Genomic DNA, 16,583 nt, shown 5'->3' with positions numbered 1-16,583 from the left:
GCGCTCGTGGTGGACAAGCCGCTCGCGGTCTCCGCCAGCGCCAGCTATTCGAGCATCTCGCTCGACCCGACCCAGTTCGCGATCTCGGCTTCGCCCAAATCCGGGGTCAGCTTCGCCGAGGTCGAGCAGGTGGTCGACGGCGTCATTGCCGACATCGCGCAGAATCCGATCCGCGCCGAGGATCTCGAGCGGGTCAAGACCCAGCTCATCGCCGAGGCGATCTACGCCCAGGACAACCAGGCGGTGCTGGCGCGCTGGTATGGCGGCGCACTGACCACGGGCCTGTCGATCGAGGACATCCGGAGCTGGCCAGATCGCATCCGCGCCGTCACCGCCGAGCAGGTCCGCACCGTCGCGCAGAAATGGCTCGAGAAGAAGCGCTCGGTGACGGGCTATCTGATCAAAGACACCGCGACCACCAAGCGCGAGGAGAAGCGTTCGTGACCTATCCCTTCCTTCGACGCGTTGCATTCTCCTTTGCCACCGGCGCGGCACTCGCGCTCGCTACCGTCTCGCCGTCACAGGCGGCGGCGAAGATCCAGCATTTGACCTCGCCGGGCGGCATCGAGGCCTGGTTCGTGCAGGATGCGACCGTGCCGCTGATCGCCATGGAATATTCCTTTGCCGGCGGTTCGGCCCAGGATCCCAAGGACAAATCGGGCGTCGCCAATCTGGTCGGCGATCTCCTCGACGAAGGCTCCGGCGATCTCGATTCCAAGACCTTCCATGAGCGGCTCGATCGCCGTGCCATCGAGCTCTCTTTCAGCGCCACCCGCGACACGTTCCGCGGCAGCCTGCGCATGCTGCGCGACAACAAGGACGAGGCCTTCGACCTGCTGCGGAGCGCGCTGACCTCGCCGCATTTCGAAACTGCCGACGTCGAACGCATTCGCTCGCAGGTGATCTCGGGCCTGCGCCGCGAGACAACCAACCCGACCTCGCTCGCGAGCCGCAAATTCCTGGAGGTTGCCTTTGGCGATCATCCCTACAGTCGGCAGTCCAACGGCAACCTCGACAGCGTTCCGACCATTACGGTTGCCGACATGAAGGATTATGTCGGCCGCGTGCTCGCCAAGGACACGCTCAAGATCGCGGTGGTTGGCGACGTGGATCCCGATACGCTCGGCAAGCTGCTCGACCACACATTTGGTAGCCTGCCGGCCAAGGCCAATCTCGTGCCCGTCCCCGACGTCGAGGCCGCCAAGCCGCCGCAACGCGCCTTCGTGACGCTCGACGTGCCCCAGACCGTGATCACCTTCGGCGGTCCCGGGGTGAAGCGCAGCGATCCGAACTTCATGGCGGCCTATGTCGTCAACCACATCCTCGGCGGCGGCGGGTTGTCCTCGCGGCTCTATCGCGAGGTGCGCGAGAAGCGCGGGCTCGCCTATTCGGTGTTCGAATCACTGCTTTGGATGGAGCATTCGGCGGTTTTCATCGGCAATACCGGCACCCGCGCCGACCGTGCCGGCGACACCATCGATGCCATCGACAAGGAGGTGCGCCGGATCGCCGAGGAAGGCCCGACGCAGAAGGAGCTCGACGAGGCCAAATCCTACCTCAAGGGCTCGCAGATGCTGGCGCTCGACACCTCCTCGAAGCTCGCGCAGGCGCTGCTGCAATATCAGCAGGACAAGCTGCCGATCGACTATATCGAGAAGCGCAACGCCGTCGTGGATGCGGTCACCATGGACGACGCCAAGGCGGCCGCAAAGCGCCTCTGGGGCCAGGGCCTCCTGACCGTCGTCGTCGGCCGCGCTCCGCAGGCCGCGGCGCAACCGGCAGCCGCACCGGCGACGAAGTCGAACTGACGTCTTCCATACCCTTCTGAAATGGCCGGGCTCGCCCGGCCATTTGCATTTGGGGGCGCCATTGCCGAACTTGGGCGTCCGGGATATGTCCGGGCATCACGAATGGTGCCACCATGCTGCGGATATCCCGCGATCTTGTCATCGACGAGGACGACATCGAGATCGGCTTTGTCCGCGCCTCCGGCCCGGGCGGGCAGAACGTCAACAAGGTCGCGACCTCGGCGCAATTGCGCTTCGACACCCGGAAGCTGACGCTTCCGGAGGATGCCGCGTTGCGCCTCGCCCGGCTCGCAGGGCAGCGCATGACCAAGGACGGCGTCATCGTGATCCAGGCCCAACGCTTCCGCACCCAGGAGCGCAACCGCCAGGACGCCATCGACCGCCTTACGGAGATGCTCGGCGAAGCCATGATCCGGCCGAAGCCGCGGCGCGCGACCAAGCCGACCTTTGGCTCCAAGCAGCGCCGGCTCGAGGGCAAGAAACACCGCAGCGACATCAAGTCGAAGCGCGGGCGCGGTTTCGACGACTAGCAGAGACTGCAAAAGAACTCCGGCCGCAGGGCGACCGGAGTTCTGCCGTCTCACTCCATTGGCTAGTAGCGCTTGCCCGTGGCTGCACCGCCCGTCGCGGAATCGTCGGCGGTCCCTTTGTGTGCAGCACTGCCCGTGGTGCCAACCGTGCCCCTGGTGCCCTTCGTCGGCTTCATGCCCGTCGACTCGCCCGCCGCGCCCGGCTGGGCGCTCATCTCCTCGTCGCCGCTGCCCATTGTGCTGCCTTGCATCGGTTTGCTTTGCACGGTGCCGCTAGGCCTCGCGCCAGACGACGTACCTTGCGCGAGAACCGGTGTCACAATGAGAGCCGAGACGGCGCATGCGATTGCGGAGGTCTTCACCAACTTCATCCATTTCTCCTGGATTTTCGCGATGATCGGTTCGGCGGCTTGATGCGCCGTCCGTCTGAGCCGAACCAGTCCATCGCGTTACGAGCTCGAACGGCGCGACCGCAATGCAACCTGTCTCGTGTGGTGATCGTTTAGGGATTTGACGGCGGTTTCGCGGAATTGTCCTCCGCATATACGGCAGCGCGGAACAACGCACCCGCGTGCACCTCCGCACGCAGCGAAACAGCCCGCTACTACCACCGCATGTTTTGCCGCGCCTAGAGTTTGCGCACGCTGAATTGACGTCGACGGGCGGACTTTTGACGATGCGCGCGATCGTGCTGGGATTGTGCACCGCGGTGGTGCTGGTGGTGCGGGTGGCCGAGGCGCAGATGCCCTTGCCGGCTGCAAAGCCGCCGGATGGCGCAACACTGTTCAAGCAGCAATGCGCGGTGTGCCACACCACGAACCTGTCAGAACCGGTGCGGCAGGGTCCGCCGCTGGTCGGGATCGTCGGGCGGCCCGCCGGCAAGGTCGAAGGCTTTCACTATTCAGAGCCCCTCGCAAAAGCAGCCTTCGCCTGGGACGAGACGAAGCTCGACGCATGGCTGACCAATCCGCAAGCCGTGATTCCCGGCGTGGTCATGGTCTACCGGCAGGCGAAGCCGGAGACGCGCGCCGCCATCATCGCCTTTCTTAAGGAGCAGAACTGAGTGGCAAAGCCGGTCCATTCCATGATCCGCGCACTCGACGAGGCGCGCTCGCTCGACTTCTACAGACGGGCCTTTGGCCTGGAAGTCACCGACCGTCTGAAGTTCGCAGACTTTGCCCTGATCTATCTGCGTCACCCCTCCTCACCCTTCGAGTTGGAGCTGACGGTCAATTTCGATCGCAAGGAGTCGTATGCGCTCGGCGACGGCTACGGACATCTCGCCGTGGTGGTCGAGGATCTCGATGCCGAACATGCCCGCTTCGAGCGTGAGAAGCTCGCACCGGGTCCGCTGCGCGACTTCAAGCACGACGGCAAAACGCTGGCGCGCTTCTTCTTCGTCAGCGATCCCGACGGCTACAAGATCGAGGTGATCCAGCGCGGCGGACGTTTCAACTGATCGAACCACAAAATCAAAATCATAAAAGGAGGAATGCCATGAGAGAAGTCGATCGTCGAAGCAGGCACAGCCGCCGCATCTTTCTCAAGGGCGCCGCGGCCGCCGTGCCGGTCGCGGCAGTCGCGACCAGCATCGCCGTCAGCATCGAGGGCGCCTGGGCCGACGAGGCAAGCGCGCTTTCGCCCGCGACGATGAAGACGCTGCTGAAAGTCGCGCGCGATATCTATCCACACGACGTCCTCGGCGACAGCTACTACATCACCGCGATCAAGCCGTGGGACGGAAAGGCCGCCAAGGACCCCGCCGTCAAGGCGCTAATCAGCGACGGCATCACCAGGCTCGATCAGAACGCGCGTGATCGCCACAAGGCGCCCTATGTCGAAGTGCCCTGGGAAGCCGACCGCGTGGTGCTTTTGAAGGAGATCGAGCAGAGCGACTTCTTCCAGAAGGTGCGCGGCGACCTCGTCGTCTCTCTCTACAACCAGAAAGACGTCTGGCCGCGGTTCGGCTACGAGGGCTCCTCCGCCGAACACGGCGGCTACATCAACCGCGGCTTCGCCGACATCGACTGGCTGCCGAAGGCTTAAGGCTCACCCAACGGTTCAGGAGAACGCATATGGCAAAATTCGATCTGAACGACTCCAGCGTTGTGGTGATCGTCGGCTCCGGTGCCGGCGGCGGCACGCTGGGCAACGAGCTCGCACAGAAGGGCGTCAAGGTCGTGATTCTCGAAGCAGGTCCCCGCATCGAGAATCAGGACTTCGTCAATGACGAGTGGGAGAGTTTCTCGCAGCTCGCCTGGACCGATGCGCGCACCACATCGGGATCATGGCGCGTCGCAAAAGACTTCTCGGGTCTTCCCGCCTGGATCGTCAAGGCGGTCGGCGGCTCGACCACACACTGGGCTGGCGCGTCGCTGCGGTTCGACGAGCACGAGTTCAAGGTGAAGAGCACCTACGGCAACATTCCCGGCGCCAACCTGCTGGACTGGCCGGTCACGCTCGCGGAGATGGAGCCGTGGTACGCCAAGGCCGAGAACAAGATGGGCGTGACCCGCACCAACGGCATTCCCGGACTTCCCGGCAACAATAACTTCAGAGTGATGGAGGCCGGCGCAAAGAAGCTCGGCTACAAGACGGTGCACACCGGCAACATGGCGATCAACAGCCAGCCGCGCGACGGACGCGGCGCCTGTCAGCAGATCGGCTTCTGCTTCCAGGGCTGCAAGTCCGGCGCGAAATGGTCGACGCTCTACACCGAGATACCCAAGGGCGAGGCGACCGGCAATCTCGAGGTTCGCCCCGCCAGCATGGCGGTCAAGATCGAGCACGATGCCGCCGGCAAAGTCACCGGCGTGGTTTACGCCGACGAGAGCGGTGCAATGCAGCGCCAGAAGGCACGCATCGTTGCGGTCGCCGGCAATTCGATTGAAAGCCCACGGCTGCTGTTGAACAGCGCATCCACGATGTTCCCCGACGGCCTCGGCAACTCAAGCGGTCAGGTCGGCCGCAATTACATGCGCCACATGACCGGTAGCGTCTATGCCGTGTTCGAGAAGTCGGTGCACATGTATCGCGGCACCACCATGGCCGGCATCATCCGCGACGAGGCCGCCAACAATCCGAAGCGCGGCTTCGTCGGCGGCTACGAGATGGAGACGCTGTCGCTCGGACTGCCCTTCATGGCGGCGTTCCTCAACCCCGGCGCCTGGGGACGTCCGTTCACCGCCGCGCTCGACGGTTATCCCAGGATGGCCGGGATGTGGCTGGTCGGCGAGGACATGGCGCAGGAAACCAACCGCATCACGCTCGATCCTGTCGTGAAGGACAAGTTCGGCCAGCCGGTCGCAAGCGTGCACTTCGACGATCATCCCAACGATCTCGCGATGCGCGCGCACGCCTACAAGCAGGGCGCTGCGGTCTACGACGCCGTCGGCGCCACCGTGAGCTATCCGACACCGCCCTATCCGAGCACGCACAATCTCGGCACCAACCGGATGAGCGAGAAGCCCAGGGATGGTGTGGTCAACAAGTTCGGGCAAAGCCACGACGTCAAGAACCTGTTCGTCTCCGACGGCAGCCAGTTCACCAGCGGCGCAGCCTGCAATCCGACGCTGACCATCGTCTCGCTGGCGATCCGGCAGGCGGATTACATTGCGGGTGCGATGCAGAAGAAGGAAATTTGATCCAATCTCGTTCGTCGTCCTGGCGAAAGCCAGGACCCATTGCCCCGGGAAGGAGTTCGGCGAAGGCTTGTTGTTCGGGACTCATACCGCCCATCGCTGATGGATTCCGCGGTATGGGTCCTGGCCTTCGCCAGGACGACATCAGGGCTATTCCGCTGCATCGAGGATGGGCGCAACCGTCGTCTTGAACGCCTGCACCGGCGCTGCCGTCTTGGAACGATAGATCAGGCAGGAGCAGCGCAGCAACGAGGCAAAATTATTGACCTCGCCGTGATGGTCGAGCACCTCGTTGTAGAGCGTCGTCAGGAATTTGCCGACGCTCATGTTCTCCTTGGCCGCGATCTCCTCCAGCGTGTCCCAGAACGCCATTTCCAGACGGATCGAGGTGCAATGCCCGCCGATCCGTAAGGAGCGGGTCTGGGATTCGTAGTCGCCTTGCGGCTGATGCGCGAAGAGATGGCACATGGCGTCCTCCCGTCCTGTTGCCGTTTTTTCGCGATGCTACACCGCAGCCCGGTACCCCACAATCGGGACGGCAGCCGGAGATCGATCCATCCCGGTTGCGCGATTTTCTCGAACGTCCAATCCCATCAATGCGATAGATAGCCCTTTTCCCCAGCCCGCCACGTTCCTGTTGCCCAACACATGCTTTTGACGCAACACGGCCTAGAATGGCGTTCTCCGCGAATCCAGATCGAAGCCCAAGATCAAAGCCGAAAATCGAGTTTCATGCCCGTCCGCCAATTACCCGAACAGGTCGTCAACCGCATCGCCGCCGGCGAAGTGGTCGAGCGTCCCGCGAGCGTGGTCAAGGAACTGGTCGAGAACGCCATCGACGCCGGCGCGAGCCGGATCGACGTCTTTACCGATGGCGGCGGACGCCGGCGGATCGGCATCACCGACGACGGCGGCGGCATGACCGCCAGGGACCTGTCGCTGGCGGTCGAGCGTCACGCCACCTCCAAGCTCGACGACGAGGACTTGCTGCAGATCCGCACGCTCGGATTCCGCGGCGAGGCGCTGCCCTCGATCGGCTCCGTGGCGCGGCTTGCCATCACCACGCGGCATGCCAGCGAGCCGCACGCCTGGGCGCTCAATGTCGAGGGCGGCGAGAAATCCGAGATCATGCCGGCGGCGCTGGCCCACGGCACGCGGGTCGAGGTCAACGACCTCTTCTACGCGACGCCGGCGCGGCTGAAGTTCTTGAAGACCGACCGGACCGAGGCGGAAGCGATCCGTGAGGTGGTGCGGCGCCTCGCGATGGCGCGACCCGAAATCGCTTTCACGCTCGCGGGCGAAGAGCGCGCGCCGGTGACCTGGGCTGCGGCGCTGCCCGGCGTCGCCGGTCGCCTGACCCGTCTCGGCGACATCCTGGGGGCGGAGTTCCGCAGCCATGCCATCGGGGTCCATGCCGAGCGCGAGGGCGTGGTGGTCGCCGGCTATGCCGCAGCGCCGGCGCTGACCAAAGCCAACGCGCTCGGGCAATATCTCTTCGTCAACGGCCGCCCGGTGCGCGACAAGCTGATCCTAGGGGCAGTCCGCGGGGCCTATGCCGACTATCTGCCGCGCGACCGCCATCCGGTGCTGGCGCTGTTTGTCACGCTCGATCCGCGCGAGGTCGACGCCAACGTGCATCCGGCCAAGACCGAGGTGCGGTTTCGCAACGCCGGCCTGGTCCGCGCGCTGATCGTGCACGGATTGAAGGACGGGCTTGCGCGGGAGGGCCGGCGCACCGCCGCCAACAGCGGCGAAAGCGCGCTGTCCTCGTTCCGCCCCGCATTCACGCCGCGCCCGGCAAGCTGGGACTGGCGCCAGTCGCCATCCGCCCCGGTCGCGCCGATGCCGTCATTCGACGGTGCCGCCGTGCCGGCCTTCGCCGAGCGCGCACAGGCCGCGTTCGATGTCGGCGCACCCAGCGCGGACGTGCGGATCGAATCCCAGCCAGTCAGTGACCTGGTCGACCGCCCGCTCGGCGCTGCGCGCACCCAGATCCACGAGACCTATATCGTCTCGCAGACCCGCGACGGCCTGATCATCGTCGACCAGCACGCCGCGCATGAACGCATCGTCTATGAACGGCTGAAGGCCTCGCTGGCGGCCAACGGCGTGCAGCGGCAGATCCTGCTGATCCCCGAGATCGTCGAGATGGACGAGGCCACGGTGGAGCGCCTGCTCGAGCGCAGCGAGGAGCTGGCGTCGTTCGGCCTTGCGATCGAATCCTTCGGCCCCGGCGCGGTTGCGGTGCGCGAGACGCCGTCGCTGCTCGGCAAGACCAACGCCGGCGGCCTGTTGCGCGATCTTTCCGAGCACATGGCCGAGTGGGACGAGGCGCTGCCTCTGGAGCGCCGCCTGATGCACGTCGCCGCCACCATGGCCTGCCACGGCTCGGTGCGCGCCGGCCGCAGGCTGCGACCGGAGGAGATGAATGCCCTGCTCCGCGAGATGGAGGACACCCCGAACTCCGGCCAGTGCAATCACGGCCGGCCGACCTATGTCGAGCTGAAGCTGTCGGATGTCGAGAAGCTGTTCGGGCGACGGTAACGTTCGAAATTACGGCCGCTTCAAAAACACGAACTCCGTGTCGTCATAAGCGCGCCGCTCCAATTCCTCGAAGCCTTCCGGCGTGACGAACTGCGCAGCCTTCGCCTCTTCCACCACGAGCAGCGCGCCCGGCGTGAGCCAGCCCCCGTCGCGCAAGCTCGCAAGCGCCTTCTCCGCAAACCCTTTGCCATAGGGCGGATCGAGGAACACCAGCGAGAACGGCTCGACCGGATGCGCAGGCCCGAGATCGGTGGCATCACGGCGATAGACTTTTGTCACGCCACCCAGGCCCAGCGTCTCGACATTATTCCGCAGCAGGGCGCGCGCTTCCGCGCCGTTGTCGACGAACAGCGTGAACTTCGCGCCGCGTGAAGACGCTTCGATTCCCAGCGCACCGGTGCCGGCGAAGAGATCGAGCACGCGCGCATCCGCAATCGGATCGTCATAGGCGTGCACGAGGATGTTGAACACGGACTCACGCAGGCGGTCCGCCGTGGGGCGGATGTCGCGCGAGGACGGTGAGGCCAGATTGCGCCCCTTCAATCGACCGCCGACGACGCGCAACGTCAGTCCTCCTTCGGCGCCAGATCGCGCTTGCCGTGATAGCCGCGCTTGGGACGGCGCGGCGGGCCGTAGCCGCTCGCCTCAGCCTCGTTGCGCTCGCGCGCTTCCTCGCTGCCGGTGCGTTGCACCAGCACGCGGCGGCCCTTGCGGTCGTTGATCACGCCGCGCTTGGTCGCCGGCTTCTTCTCGCGCGGCACGTCGTCGCCCTCATGCGAGGCAGATTTCTGCGGCACGTCGAACTGCGCACCCGATTTCTCGATGATCTTTTCGCCGAGCTGGTCGCGCAGCACGCGGGACTTGATCTCCTCGACCTGGCCCTCGGGGACCTCGCCGAGCTGGAACGGGCCGTAGGAGACCCGGATCAGCCGGTTCACCTCGAGCCCGAGATGAGCGCAGACGTTGCGCACTTCGCGGTTCTTGCCCTCGCGGATCGCGAAAACCAGCCAGACATTCGCGCCCTGGTCACGCTCCAGCGTGGCGTCGATCGGACCGTATTTGATGCCCTCGATCTCGATGCCGTTCTTCAGCTCGTCGAGCTGCGCCTGCGTGACGTCGCCATGGGCGCGGACACGGTAGCGGCGCAGCCAGCCGGTGTCCGGCAGCTCGAGCGTGCGCGCGAGCCCGCCATCATTGGTGAGCAGCAGCAGGCCCTCGGTGTTGAAGTCGAGCCGGCCGACGCTGATCAGCCGCGGCAGACCTTCGGGCAGATTGTCGAACACGGTCGGACGGCCCTCGGGATCGTCATGCGTCGTCATGAGGCCGCGGGGCTTGTGATAGAGGAACAGCCGCGTGCGCTCGCGCTCCGGCAACGGCTTGCCGTCGACAGTGACGACATCGTTCGAGGTGATGTCGAGCGCCGGCGAATTGATGACACGGCCGTTGACGCTGACGCGGCCCTGCGTGACCATCTCCTCGGCATCGCGGCGCGAGGCGAGGCCCGCGCGCGACAGCACCTTGGCGATACGCTCGCCGGCCTTCTTCGGCTTGGTCTCTTCCTCGCGGCGCGGCCGCCGCTCGGAATCACGATCGCGCTCGCGATAGGCGCCGCGACCGCCGAAGGCCGGACGCTTCTCGAAGATCCTGCTCTCGTCCTCGTTTTCGCGGCGTGGACGATCGCCGGAACGCGCTTCGCTGCGGGGATGCTCGTGCCAGTCGGAACGGCCCTCGGAACGCTCGCGCGGACGATCGAATTTCGGGCGATCGCCGCCGCGATCGAACCTCGGACGATCATCGCGTGGACGATCGAACTTGGGGCGATCGAATTTGGGCCGCTCGCGGAACGGACGATCACCCGATGGACGATCGTCGCGCGAACGGGAAAAGCGCGGACGGTCTTCGCCACCGCCATGCCGATCGTCGCGCTTCTGCCAGGGCTTGTCCCCACCGCGGTCGCTGCCGCCAAAATCCTTGCGCGGACCCTTGCTGAAGTCCTTGCGCGGCGGCCGGTCGCCGCGAGGCGCCGCATCGCGCTTCTGCCAGGGTTTTGAATCGCTGCGCTCGCTGCGATTGCGGTCCGGTGCGCCGCGCGAAAACTTCCGCTCGCCGTCGAACTTGCGTTCCGGACGGTCGCCACGCGGCGCGTAAGGTCGCTTGTCGCCAAACTTCGCGTCACCGGTTCGGCCGGCCGGACGGGAATCGTCGCGATCCCTGCGCGGCGGACGGTCATCACGCCCATAGGACGGGCGATCACCGCGCGGCTTGAACGGCCGCTTGTCGCCATCGCGCGAGGGGCGATCAGAAAATGGGCGGTCACCACGGGGCTTGAACGGGCGCTTCTCGCCGTCGCGCGACGGACGATCGGAAAACGGACGGTCTTCACGCGGCTTGAAGGGACGATCGCCGCGCGGCTTGAAGCTGCGCTCGCCACGATCCTCGCCGCGCGGCCGGTCTTCACGCGGCCGGTCTTGGCGATTGAATTTCGGGCGGTCGCTGAAGTCGCGGCGCGGGGCATCGCCCTCCTCGCGGCGGCGGAATGATGGACGGCTGTCGCGGTCGCCGCGGGGCGGGCGGGCGTCGCCTTTGTCCCCGGGAGGGCCGCGCTTGGCGAACTTCTTGTCGGGTCCGCGTGGCTTGCCGGAGCGGCCCTTGGCGGGGCCGCCCTTGGCCGGGCCGCGATCACGCCGGCCGCGGGAATCGTTGTCTTTGTCGCTGTCGCGAGGCATGAATAATCTCACTCAGGGGATGGCCAGAAAGCATTGTGCGCGCTCGTCTCGAGCCGCATGCTCAGGCAAATTCGGTCAAGCACTTCTGCTGAAGGCGCAGCTACTAGCAGGTTTCTCGCGATGATACGAGGCTTGAAAGCCCCCTCTTTCATGGATTTGGCGCTCAAAACGGCCGAAAACGCCGGAAAGGCGGGCGAAGTTCCGATCGGATGTGTCGTGGTCCGCAATTACGAGGTCATCGCCACCGCGGCGAACCGGACGCTGACCGACTACGACCCCACGGCGCATGCCGAGATCGTGGCGCTGCGCGAGGCGGCCAAAAAGATCGGCAGCGAGCGTCTGGTCGACTGCGACCTCTACGTGACGCTGGAGCCGTGCACCATGTGTGCGGGCGCGATCTCGTTTGCAAGGGTGAGGCGCCTGTATTACGGCGCCGCCGACCCCAAGGGCGGCGCGGTTGAATCAGGTGTGCGGTTCTTCACGCAGCCGACCTGCCATCACGTCCCGGATGTCTATTCCGGGGTCGGCGAAAGCGAGGCGGCGCGGCTGCTCAAGGACTTCTTTCGGGAGCGGCGCTAAGGCGCGGCAAAGAACTCGCGCAGCGCCTTTGCGGTGACGTCAGGGTTCTCCTCGGTGAGGAAGTGCCCCGAATCCACCGGCATGCCTTCGACGTTCGTCGCCCATTGCTTCCAGATGTCGAGCGGGGTGGCGGCGGCTTGCGCCACGCCGGCATTGCCCCACAGCGCCAGCATCGGAATGGTGATCTTCTTGCCGGCCTCGAAATCGGCCTTGTCGAGATCGTAGTCGAAATAGGCGCCGGCGCGATAATCCTCGCACATCGCGTGGACGCGGGCGGGATCGCGGAACGGGGCGATGTAGTGTTCGAGCGCGCGCTTGTCGATCGCATCGAGCGTCTTCGATTTGGTCTGGCTCGCCATCTTGAAGCGCAGGAAGAACTCGCCGTTGCTCGCGACCAGCGTCTCCGGCAGCGGATAGGGCTGCGCCAGAAAAGTCCAGTGATAGATCTTCAGCGCATAGGCGCGGTTCATCCGCTCCCAGTAATTATAGGTCGGCAGGATATCGAGCACCGCAAGCTTCGACAGCCGGCCGGGATGATCGAGCGCCAGCCGATACGAGACGCGGCCGCCGCGATCGTGGCCGGCGAGCGCGAAGTGCACGTGGCCGAGCCGCTCCATCGCCTCGATCATGGCCTTGGCCATCGCGCGCTTGCTGTAGGGCATGTGCAGCGCGTCGCTCTCGGGCATGTCGGACCAGCCATAGCCGGGCAGATCGGCGATGATCAGCGTGAACTGGTCGGCCAGTTGCGGCGCCACGCGGTGCCACATCACGTTGGTCTCGGAGAAGCCGTGCAGCAGCAACAGCGGCGGTCCCTTGCCGCCGACGCGGGCGAAGATGCGGCCGAAGGAGGTATTGATCCATTCGGAGGCGAAGCCGGGATAGAGGTCGGCGAGATCGGACATCTTGTGCATCCTTATCTGTCAGCGTGGGATCTGTTCGGTGTTGAGAATGCCCCAAAACAAAAAGTCGAAAAACAACCCCATGCACAGTAGCTAAGTCCAACAACCGCCTACATAATTTCGGAGTGCCGTCGGGCGGGGCGAAATTGCGCGCGTGTGCGAAAAAAGCCTGTCAGCTCTTGGCTTTCTCGGCGTCCACGGCCTGCCAGCCGATGTCGCGGCGGCAGAAGCCTTCCGGCCAGTTGATGCGGTCGACGGCCTGGTAGGCGCGCACCTGCGCTTCCGTCACGGTCTTGCCGAGCGCGCAGACATTGAGGACGCGGCCGCCATTGGCGAGGATGGCGCCGTCCTTCTCGACCGTGCCGGCGTGGAAGATCTCGGCGGTCTCGACCTTGGCGGCGTCATCGAGCCCCTCGATCCGCGTGCCTTTCTGGTAATCGCCGGGATATCCCTTTGCCGCCATCACCACCGTGAGCGCGGCCTCCGGATGCCAGCGCAGGTCAAAGTTCTTCAGCTGCCCGTCGCAGGCGGCGAGGAAGGCCGGCACGATGTCCGACATCATCCGCAGCATCAGCACCTGGCACTCGGGATCGCCGAAGCGGACGTTGAACTCGAACAGTTTTGGCCCTTGCGTCGTCAGCATGATGCCGGCGTAGAGGATGCCGCGAAACGGCGTGCCGCGCTGCTTCATGCCTGATACCGTCGGCAGAATGATCTTGGCCATGATCGCGTCATGGATCGCCGGCGTGACCAGCGGCGTCGGCGAATACGCGCCCATGCCGCCGGTGTTCGGACCGACGTCGTGGTCGAACACGCGCTTGTGGTCCTGCGCGGACGCCAGCGGAATGGCGGTCTCGCCGTCGCACAGCGCGAAGAAGCTGATCTCGCGGCCCGGCAGAAACTCCTCGATCACGACCTCGGCGCCGGCCTCGCCAAAGCCGCCCTCGAACATCATGGCGATGGCGTCCTCCGCCTCGCGCACCGACTTGGCGACGACGACGCCCTTGCCGGCGGCAAGACCGTCGGCCTTGACCACGATCGGCGCGCCCTGGCTCTGGACGTAAGCACGCGCATCGGCGGCGTTGGTGAAGCGCTTGTAGGCGCCGGTCGGAATGCCGAACTCGGTGCACAGCGCCTTGGTGAAGCCCTTCGAGCTTTCGAGCTGGGCGGGGATCCTGTCCGGCCCGAACGCCTTGATGCCGGCGGCGGTGAGGTCATCGACGATGCCGGCCGCCAGCGGCGTCTCCGGGCCGACCACCACGAGCTCGACCGCATTCGCCTTGCAGAAGTCGATCACGGCGGCATGGTCGGCGATGTCGAGCGCCACGCATTCCGCCTCGCGCGCGATCCCGGCATTGCCCAGCGCGCACCAGAATTTGGTCACCAGGGGAGAGGCCGCGATCTTCCACGCCAGCGCATGTTCGCGGCCGCCGGAACCAAGCAGGAGAATGTGCATCGAAGGCTCGAAATGAGGGGTTTGGCTGGGGGCCGAGGTCGCATGAATCGGGGCGGGGCTCAAGGGGAAACGGCCCCACTCCCGTCATTCCGGGGCGCGGCGAAGCCGCGAGTCCGGAATCCATAGTTGCGGTACGCCTCGATTCAGAGTGCATCACCGTCGGCAAGACCAGCACGGCCGAAGGTAGGACGGCAAGGAGGCCTTTCTCTCGGATCGAACCTAGCCGAGCACCGCACTAGCTCAGCGCCATCGCTTGATGGCGATCCGCTCGACGTTCGGGACGGCATGGCGGCCATATCTCGCGACGCGCCGAGTGGCCGACTTTCCAAGCTTTGCGCGATGCTAAGCGTTCACGCAGGAGAAATAGACGCGTTGATGACAGTGAGCGGATGCCGGCGGATTCGAGGTCTCACGCACGACAACGACCTTCACTCTGTTGGTAAATTTCCGCGCCGCTGCTCGTATCGACCAACGATCCGTCTCAATAAGCGGAAGAGCAAATAGGAAGCCACAATCAAGAGCAACACGTCGATGGCAAGGAATCCTGCAAGGGCAAGCTTCGACGTTGGAAAATATTTGGCCAAATCCCGTGCCACATCCCGATAGAGGTAAATGAAAGCGAAAGTCCCCACAGCACTCAACCCGGCCACTGTTGTAAGGGTGGACACATAAATCTTGAAGAACAGCGTGCGAGCCGTCCTAGGCTTGATTGCCTGCCGAATGCGAAACGCAGAAATTGCGAAGCTCAGAGAGTGCACAAGCTGAGCCGCCGGACTGCGGAGGTCCTCGATCACGGCCAGCCACTCGCTCTCGGCGGCAGCGCGTTCGTCGACAGGTAAGCGGGCAGCAGCGAACCTAACGAGCCGGCGACAGAGCGGCAGGTGCTGCACTCCGATCTCGACGCCAAACCAGCGGACGACGAGACCAAGCCCGACCACTCCAAGAATGCCAAGGATCACGCCCATGCAAGGCTCCCCTTCGGTGACACGCTAGGAAGATTTTTACGATAGGCTGCTTGACCTGCGGGCGTGAGCTTGTAATACCGACGCTTCGGACGCCCGAGTTCGACGGGATCGTCATTCTCCCAGCGGTCCTTGAGCCATCCGGCAGACTTGAACCGGATCAGGATAGGGTAGAGCGTACCGGACAGGATGCCGGTGCGCTCCGCAATGTCCGCACCGGAAAGTTCTCGGTTCCCGGCCTCGACGAATGCGTTCAACACGTTCAGTCCTTTCGCGCTTAAGCGCGGTTCGTTGGTACCCATTACGTGCTCCCGGTTACATCACCCCTATGTAGATTTTCTATATAGGTCCCATCGAGTCTCGTCAAGCGGTGCTCGCCGGACGGCCTTAAGCGATAAAACACGGGCTTTCCCGCCACGATCGAACTTGCCACACGCCACGCGCCTTGAGGCAAGCGATCGCCTCTCGGACGACGGCCGCGTTTTCGGAGAACGGGGATAAAGAAGCGATGGGTTTCGCAAGGGCTCAACCCATCCTACGAGCTGAGGACCACCTTATGATTGCGGCTGAACTCAAGCGCAGGCGTAACGCTACCTGGGTGGTCTCGTATGACGACGTGCCAGAAATCAGACAGGCCTGTTCGTCATTTGCGCCCATAACGTACCTGCTCAATTACAGCCCGTAGGATGGGTTGAGCCCTTGCGAAACCCATCGCACTTGTTTCGTGGTAACGTCCCGTCATGACCGCGTACCGCCGCAACTTTCTTCCGGGTGGGTGCTTCTTCTTCACGGTCAACCTGGCGGAGCGGAAGCTAGCGTTGCTGACGGATCATATCGGGTTGTTGCGCACGGCGTTTCGTGAAACGCACCGACGCCATCCATTCACGATCGATGCCATCGTGGTGCTGCCTGATCACCTTCACACGGTGTGGACGTTGCCAGAAGGTGGTGCCGATTTTGCAATGCGCTGGCAGTTGATCAAATCCACCTTTTCGCGCGGCCTGGCGCGCAACGAGAGGATATCCCCAAGCCGCGCGGCCAAAGGTGAACGGGGCATCTGGCAACGCAGATATTGGGAGCATACCATTCGCGACGAAGCTGATTTCGCGCGGCATGTAGACTATGTTCATATCAATCCGGTCAAGCACGGGCTCGTCGACAGAGTCCGTGACTGGGCGCCCTCCTCGTTTCATCGCCACATAAAGTTCGGCAATTACCCGGCCGATTGGGCCGGCGATCAGTCGGATGACGGCCGCGATTTCGGAGAACGGGGATAGAGAAGCGATGGGTTTCGCAAGGGCTCAACCCATCCTACGAGCTTTGTACCAGTAAAGCAGCGTTGGCCCCTTGATGCCTCGGACCCCGGAGAATCGTACTCGCTTTCGGCACCTGCACACGGCGCCCGGATCGGCATCCGACGCAAGGAAACGCGCGAAGC

18 protein-coding genes are annotated in these 16,583 nt (G+C 64.4%); 10 read left to right on the top strand and 8 right to left on the bottom strand.

All coding sequences use genetic code 11. From position 1 onward, the window contains the following. The 3 genes from ACFQX9_RS11025 to arfB all read left to right on the top strand — a co-directional run. Positions 1-444 (top strand): M16 family metallopeptidase (locus tag ACFQX9_RS11025; RefSeq protein ID WP_377788357.1); only part of this gene is annotated, 444 nt, incomplete at its 5' end. Then, positions 441-1,808 carry a pitrilysin family protein gene (locus ACFQX9_RS11020; protein WP_018453480.1) on the top strand — a complete coding sequence of 456 codons (1,368 nt, stop codon included), beginning with the start codon at positions 441-443 and terminating at the stop codon, positions 1,806-1,808. The genes ACFQX9_RS11025 and ACFQX9_RS11020, both read left to right, overlap by 4 nt. A 113-nt stretch (positions 1,809-1,921) precedes the next feature. Next, a complete protein-coding gene (gene arfB / locus ACFQX9_RS11015) occupies positions 1,922-2,338 on the top strand; it encodes an alternative ribosome rescue aminoacyl-tRNA hydrolase ArfB (protein WP_018453479.1) in 417 nt (138 codons plus the stop codon). 62 nt (positions 2,339-2,400) lie between these two features. Here arfB and ACFQX9_RS11010 read toward each other — a convergent pair whose 3' ends face one another. Next, complete coding sequence (locus ACFQX9_RS11010; protein ID WP_085358069.1) at positions 2,401-2,709, bottom strand: hypothetical protein; 309 nt, start codon at positions 2,707-2,709, stop codon at positions 2,401-2,403. Between the two features lie 305 nt (positions 2,710-3,014). Between ACFQX9_RS11010 and ACFQX9_RS11005 the strand changes: the two genes are divergently transcribed. From ACFQX9_RS11005 to ACFQX9_RS10990, 4 genes are read left to right on the top strand one after another with little or no spacing between them, the layout of a single operon-like run. Further along, complete coding sequence (locus tag ACFQX9_RS11005; RefSeq protein WP_018453476.1) at positions 3,015-3,401, top strand: cytochrome c family protein; 387 nt, start codon at positions 3,015-3,017, stop codon at positions 3,399-3,401. After that, complete coding sequence (locus ACFQX9_RS11000; protein ID WP_018453475.1) at positions 3,402-3,797, top strand: VOC family protein; 396 nt, start codon at positions 3,402-3,404, stop codon at positions 3,795-3,797. It abuts the gene before it with no gap. Between the two features lie 38 nt (positions 3,798-3,835). After that, entirely contained in the window at positions 3,836-4,384 is a 549-nt protein-coding gene (locus ACFQX9_RS10995) for a gluconate 2-dehydrogenase subunit 3 family protein (RefSeq protein ID WP_204512381.1), read from the top strand. 29 nt (positions 4,385-4,413) lie between these two features. Further along, entirely contained in the window at positions 4,414-5,982 is a 1,569-nt protein-coding gene (locus ACFQX9_RS10990; protein WP_085350087.1) for a GMC family oxidoreductase, read from the top strand. Positions 5,983-6,129: 147 nt separating this feature from the next. On the opposite strand, the gene ACFQX9_RS10985 is transcribed toward ACFQX9_RS10990, so the two are convergent. Then, on the bottom strand, positions 6,130-6,447 hold the full coding sequence (locus ACFQX9_RS10985; RefSeq protein ID WP_377788349.1) for a ribbon-helix-helix domain-containing protein: 318 nt from the start codon (positions 6,445-6,447) through the stop codon (positions 6,130-6,132). 264 nt (positions 6,448-6,711) lie between these two features. Between ACFQX9_RS10985 and mutL the strand changes: the two genes are divergently transcribed. Further along, positions 6,712-8,523, top strand: coding sequence for a DNA mismatch repair endonuclease MutL (gene mutL, locus ACFQX9_RS10980; RefSeq protein WP_018453471.1), 1,812 nt, complete (start codon positions 6,712-6,714; stop codon positions 8,521-8,523). Between the two features lie 9 nt (positions 8,524-8,532). Here mutL and rsmD read toward each other — a convergent pair whose 3' ends face one another. Together rsmD and ACFQX9_RS10970 are read right to left on the bottom strand one after the other, a co-directional pair. Further along, on the bottom strand, positions 8,533-9,087 hold the full coding sequence (gene rsmD / locus ACFQX9_RS10975) for a 16S rRNA (guanine(966)-N(2))-methyltransferase RsmD (protein WP_018453470.1): 555 nt from the start codon (positions 9,085-9,087) through the stop codon (positions 8,533-8,535). Positions 9,088-9,089: 2 nt separating this feature from the next. Beyond that, positions 9,090-11,249 (bottom strand): pseudouridine synthase, encoded by a 2,160-nt coding sequence (locus ACFQX9_RS10970; RefSeq protein WP_166517539.1) that lies wholly within the window; start codon positions 11,247-11,249, stop codon positions 9,090-9,092. A 120-nt stretch (positions 11,250-11,369) separates the two neighbouring features. Between ACFQX9_RS10970 and ACFQX9_RS10965 the strand changes: the two genes are divergently transcribed. Beyond that, positions 11,370-11,828 (top strand): nucleoside deaminase, encoded by a 459-nt coding sequence (locus ACFQX9_RS10965; protein ID WP_204512384.1) that lies wholly within the window; start codon positions 11,370-11,372, stop codon positions 11,826-11,828. On the opposite strand, the gene ACFQX9_RS10960 is transcribed toward ACFQX9_RS10965, so the two are convergent. The 4 genes from ACFQX9_RS10960 to ACFQX9_RS10945 form a co-directional block, all read right to left on the bottom strand. Beyond that, positions 11,825-12,730, bottom strand: a complete 906-nt coding sequence (locus ACFQX9_RS10960; RefSeq protein ID WP_377788342.1) for an alpha/beta fold hydrolase — start codon at positions 12,728-12,730, stop codon at positions 11,825-11,827. The two genes, ACFQX9_RS10965 and ACFQX9_RS10960, sit on opposite strands and share 4 nt — an antisense overlap. Positions 12,731-12,899: 169 nt before the next feature. Continuing rightward, positions 12,900-14,183 carry a phosphoribosylamine--glycine ligase gene (gene purD / locus ACFQX9_RS10955; protein WP_377788339.1) on the bottom strand — a complete coding sequence of 428 codons (1,284 nt, stop codon included), beginning with the start codon at positions 14,181-14,183 and terminating at the stop codon, positions 12,900-12,902. A 428-nt stretch (positions 14,184-14,611) separates the two neighbouring features. Continuing rightward, complete coding sequence (locus ACFQX9_RS10950) at positions 14,612-15,148, bottom strand: hypothetical protein (RefSeq protein WP_377788336.1); 537 nt, start codon at positions 15,146-15,148, stop codon at positions 14,612-14,614. Further along, complete coding sequence (locus ACFQX9_RS10945) at positions 15,139-15,447, bottom strand: PadR family transcriptional regulator (protein ID WP_377788333.1); 309 nt, start codon at positions 15,445-15,447, stop codon at positions 15,139-15,141. The genes ACFQX9_RS10950 and ACFQX9_RS10945 overlap by 10 nt, the downstream gene beginning before the upstream one ends. 438 nt (positions 15,448-15,885) lie before the next feature. On the opposite strand from ACFQX9_RS10945, the gene ACFQX9_RS10940 reads away from it, so the two are divergent. After that, positions 15,886-16,422 (top strand): transposase, encoded by a 537-nt coding sequence (locus tag ACFQX9_RS10940; protein ID WP_377788330.1) that lies wholly within the window; start codon positions 15,886-15,888, stop codon positions 16,420-16,422. Positions 16,423-16,583: the final 161 nt, after the last annotated feature.

Source organism: Bradyrhizobium sp. GCM10028915 (assembly GCF_042666195.1).
GTDB classification, from domain to species: domain Bacteria; phylum Pseudomonadota; class Alphaproteobacteria; order Rhizobiales; family Xanthobacteraceae; genus Bradyrhizobium; species Bradyrhizobium canariense_D.
Note: the sequence above shows the minus strand (reverse complement) of the source record. Positions and strands in the feature narration are given on the sequence as shown.

Excerpts from the sequence above, each read along its gene's own strand:
- ACFQX9_RS11010 (WP_085358069.1), bottom strand. The coding sequence starts at position 2,709 with ATGAAGTTGGTGAAGACCTCCGCAATCGCATGCGCCGTCTCGGCTCTC.
- ACFQX9_RS11005 (WP_018453476.1), top strand. The coding sequence starts at position 3,015 with ATGCGCGCGATCGTGCTGGGATTGTGCACCGCGGTGGTGCTGGTGGTG.
- ACFQX9_RS10995 (WP_204512381.1), top strand. The coding sequence starts at position 3,836 with ATGAGAGAAGTCGATCGTCGAAGCAGGCACAGCCGCCGCATCTTTCTC.
- mutL (WP_018453471.1), top strand. The coding sequence starts at position 6,712 with ATGCCCGTCCGCCAATTACCCGAACAGGTCGTCAACCGCATCGCCGCC.
- purD (WP_377788339.1), bottom strand. The coding sequence starts at position 14,183 with ATGCACATTCTCCTGCTTGGTTCCGGCGGCCGCGAACATGCGCTGGCG.
- ACFQX9_RS10950 (WP_377788336.1), bottom strand. The coding sequence starts at position 15,148 with ATGGGCGTGATCCTTGGCATTCTTGGAGTGGTCGGGCTTGGTCTCGTC.
- ACFQX9_RS10965 (WP_204512384.1), top strand. The coding sequence starts at position 11,370 with ATGATACGAGGCTTGAAAGCCCCCTCTTTCATGGATTTGGCGCTCAAA.
- ACFQX9_RS10960 (WP_377788342.1), bottom strand. The coding sequence starts at position 12,730 with ATGTCCGATCTCGCCGACCTCTATCCCGGCTTCGCCTCCGAATGGATC.
- ACFQX9_RS10945 (WP_377788333.1), bottom strand. The coding sequence starts at position 15,447 with ATGGGTACCAACGAACCGCGCTTAAGCGCGAAAGGACTGAACGTGTTG.
- ACFQX9_RS10990 (WP_085350087.1), top strand. The coding sequence starts at position 4,414 with ATGGCAAAATTCGATCTGAACGACTCCAGCGTTGTGGTGATCGTCGGC.
- ACFQX9_RS10985 (WP_377788349.1), bottom strand. The coding sequence starts at position 6,447 with ATGTGCCATCTCTTCGCGCATCAGCCGCAAGGCGACTACGAATCCCAG.
- arfB (WP_018453479.1), top strand. The coding sequence starts at position 1,922 with ATGCTGCGGATATCCCGCGATCTTGTCATCGACGAGGACGACATCGAG.
- ACFQX9_RS10970 (WP_166517539.1), bottom strand. The coding sequence starts at position 11,249 with ATGCCTCGCGACAGCGACAAAGACAACGATTCCCGCGGCCGGCGTGAT.
- ACFQX9_RS10940 (WP_377788330.1), top strand. The coding sequence starts at position 15,886 with ATGACCGCGTACCGCCGCAACTTTCTTCCGGGTGGGTGCTTCTTCTTC.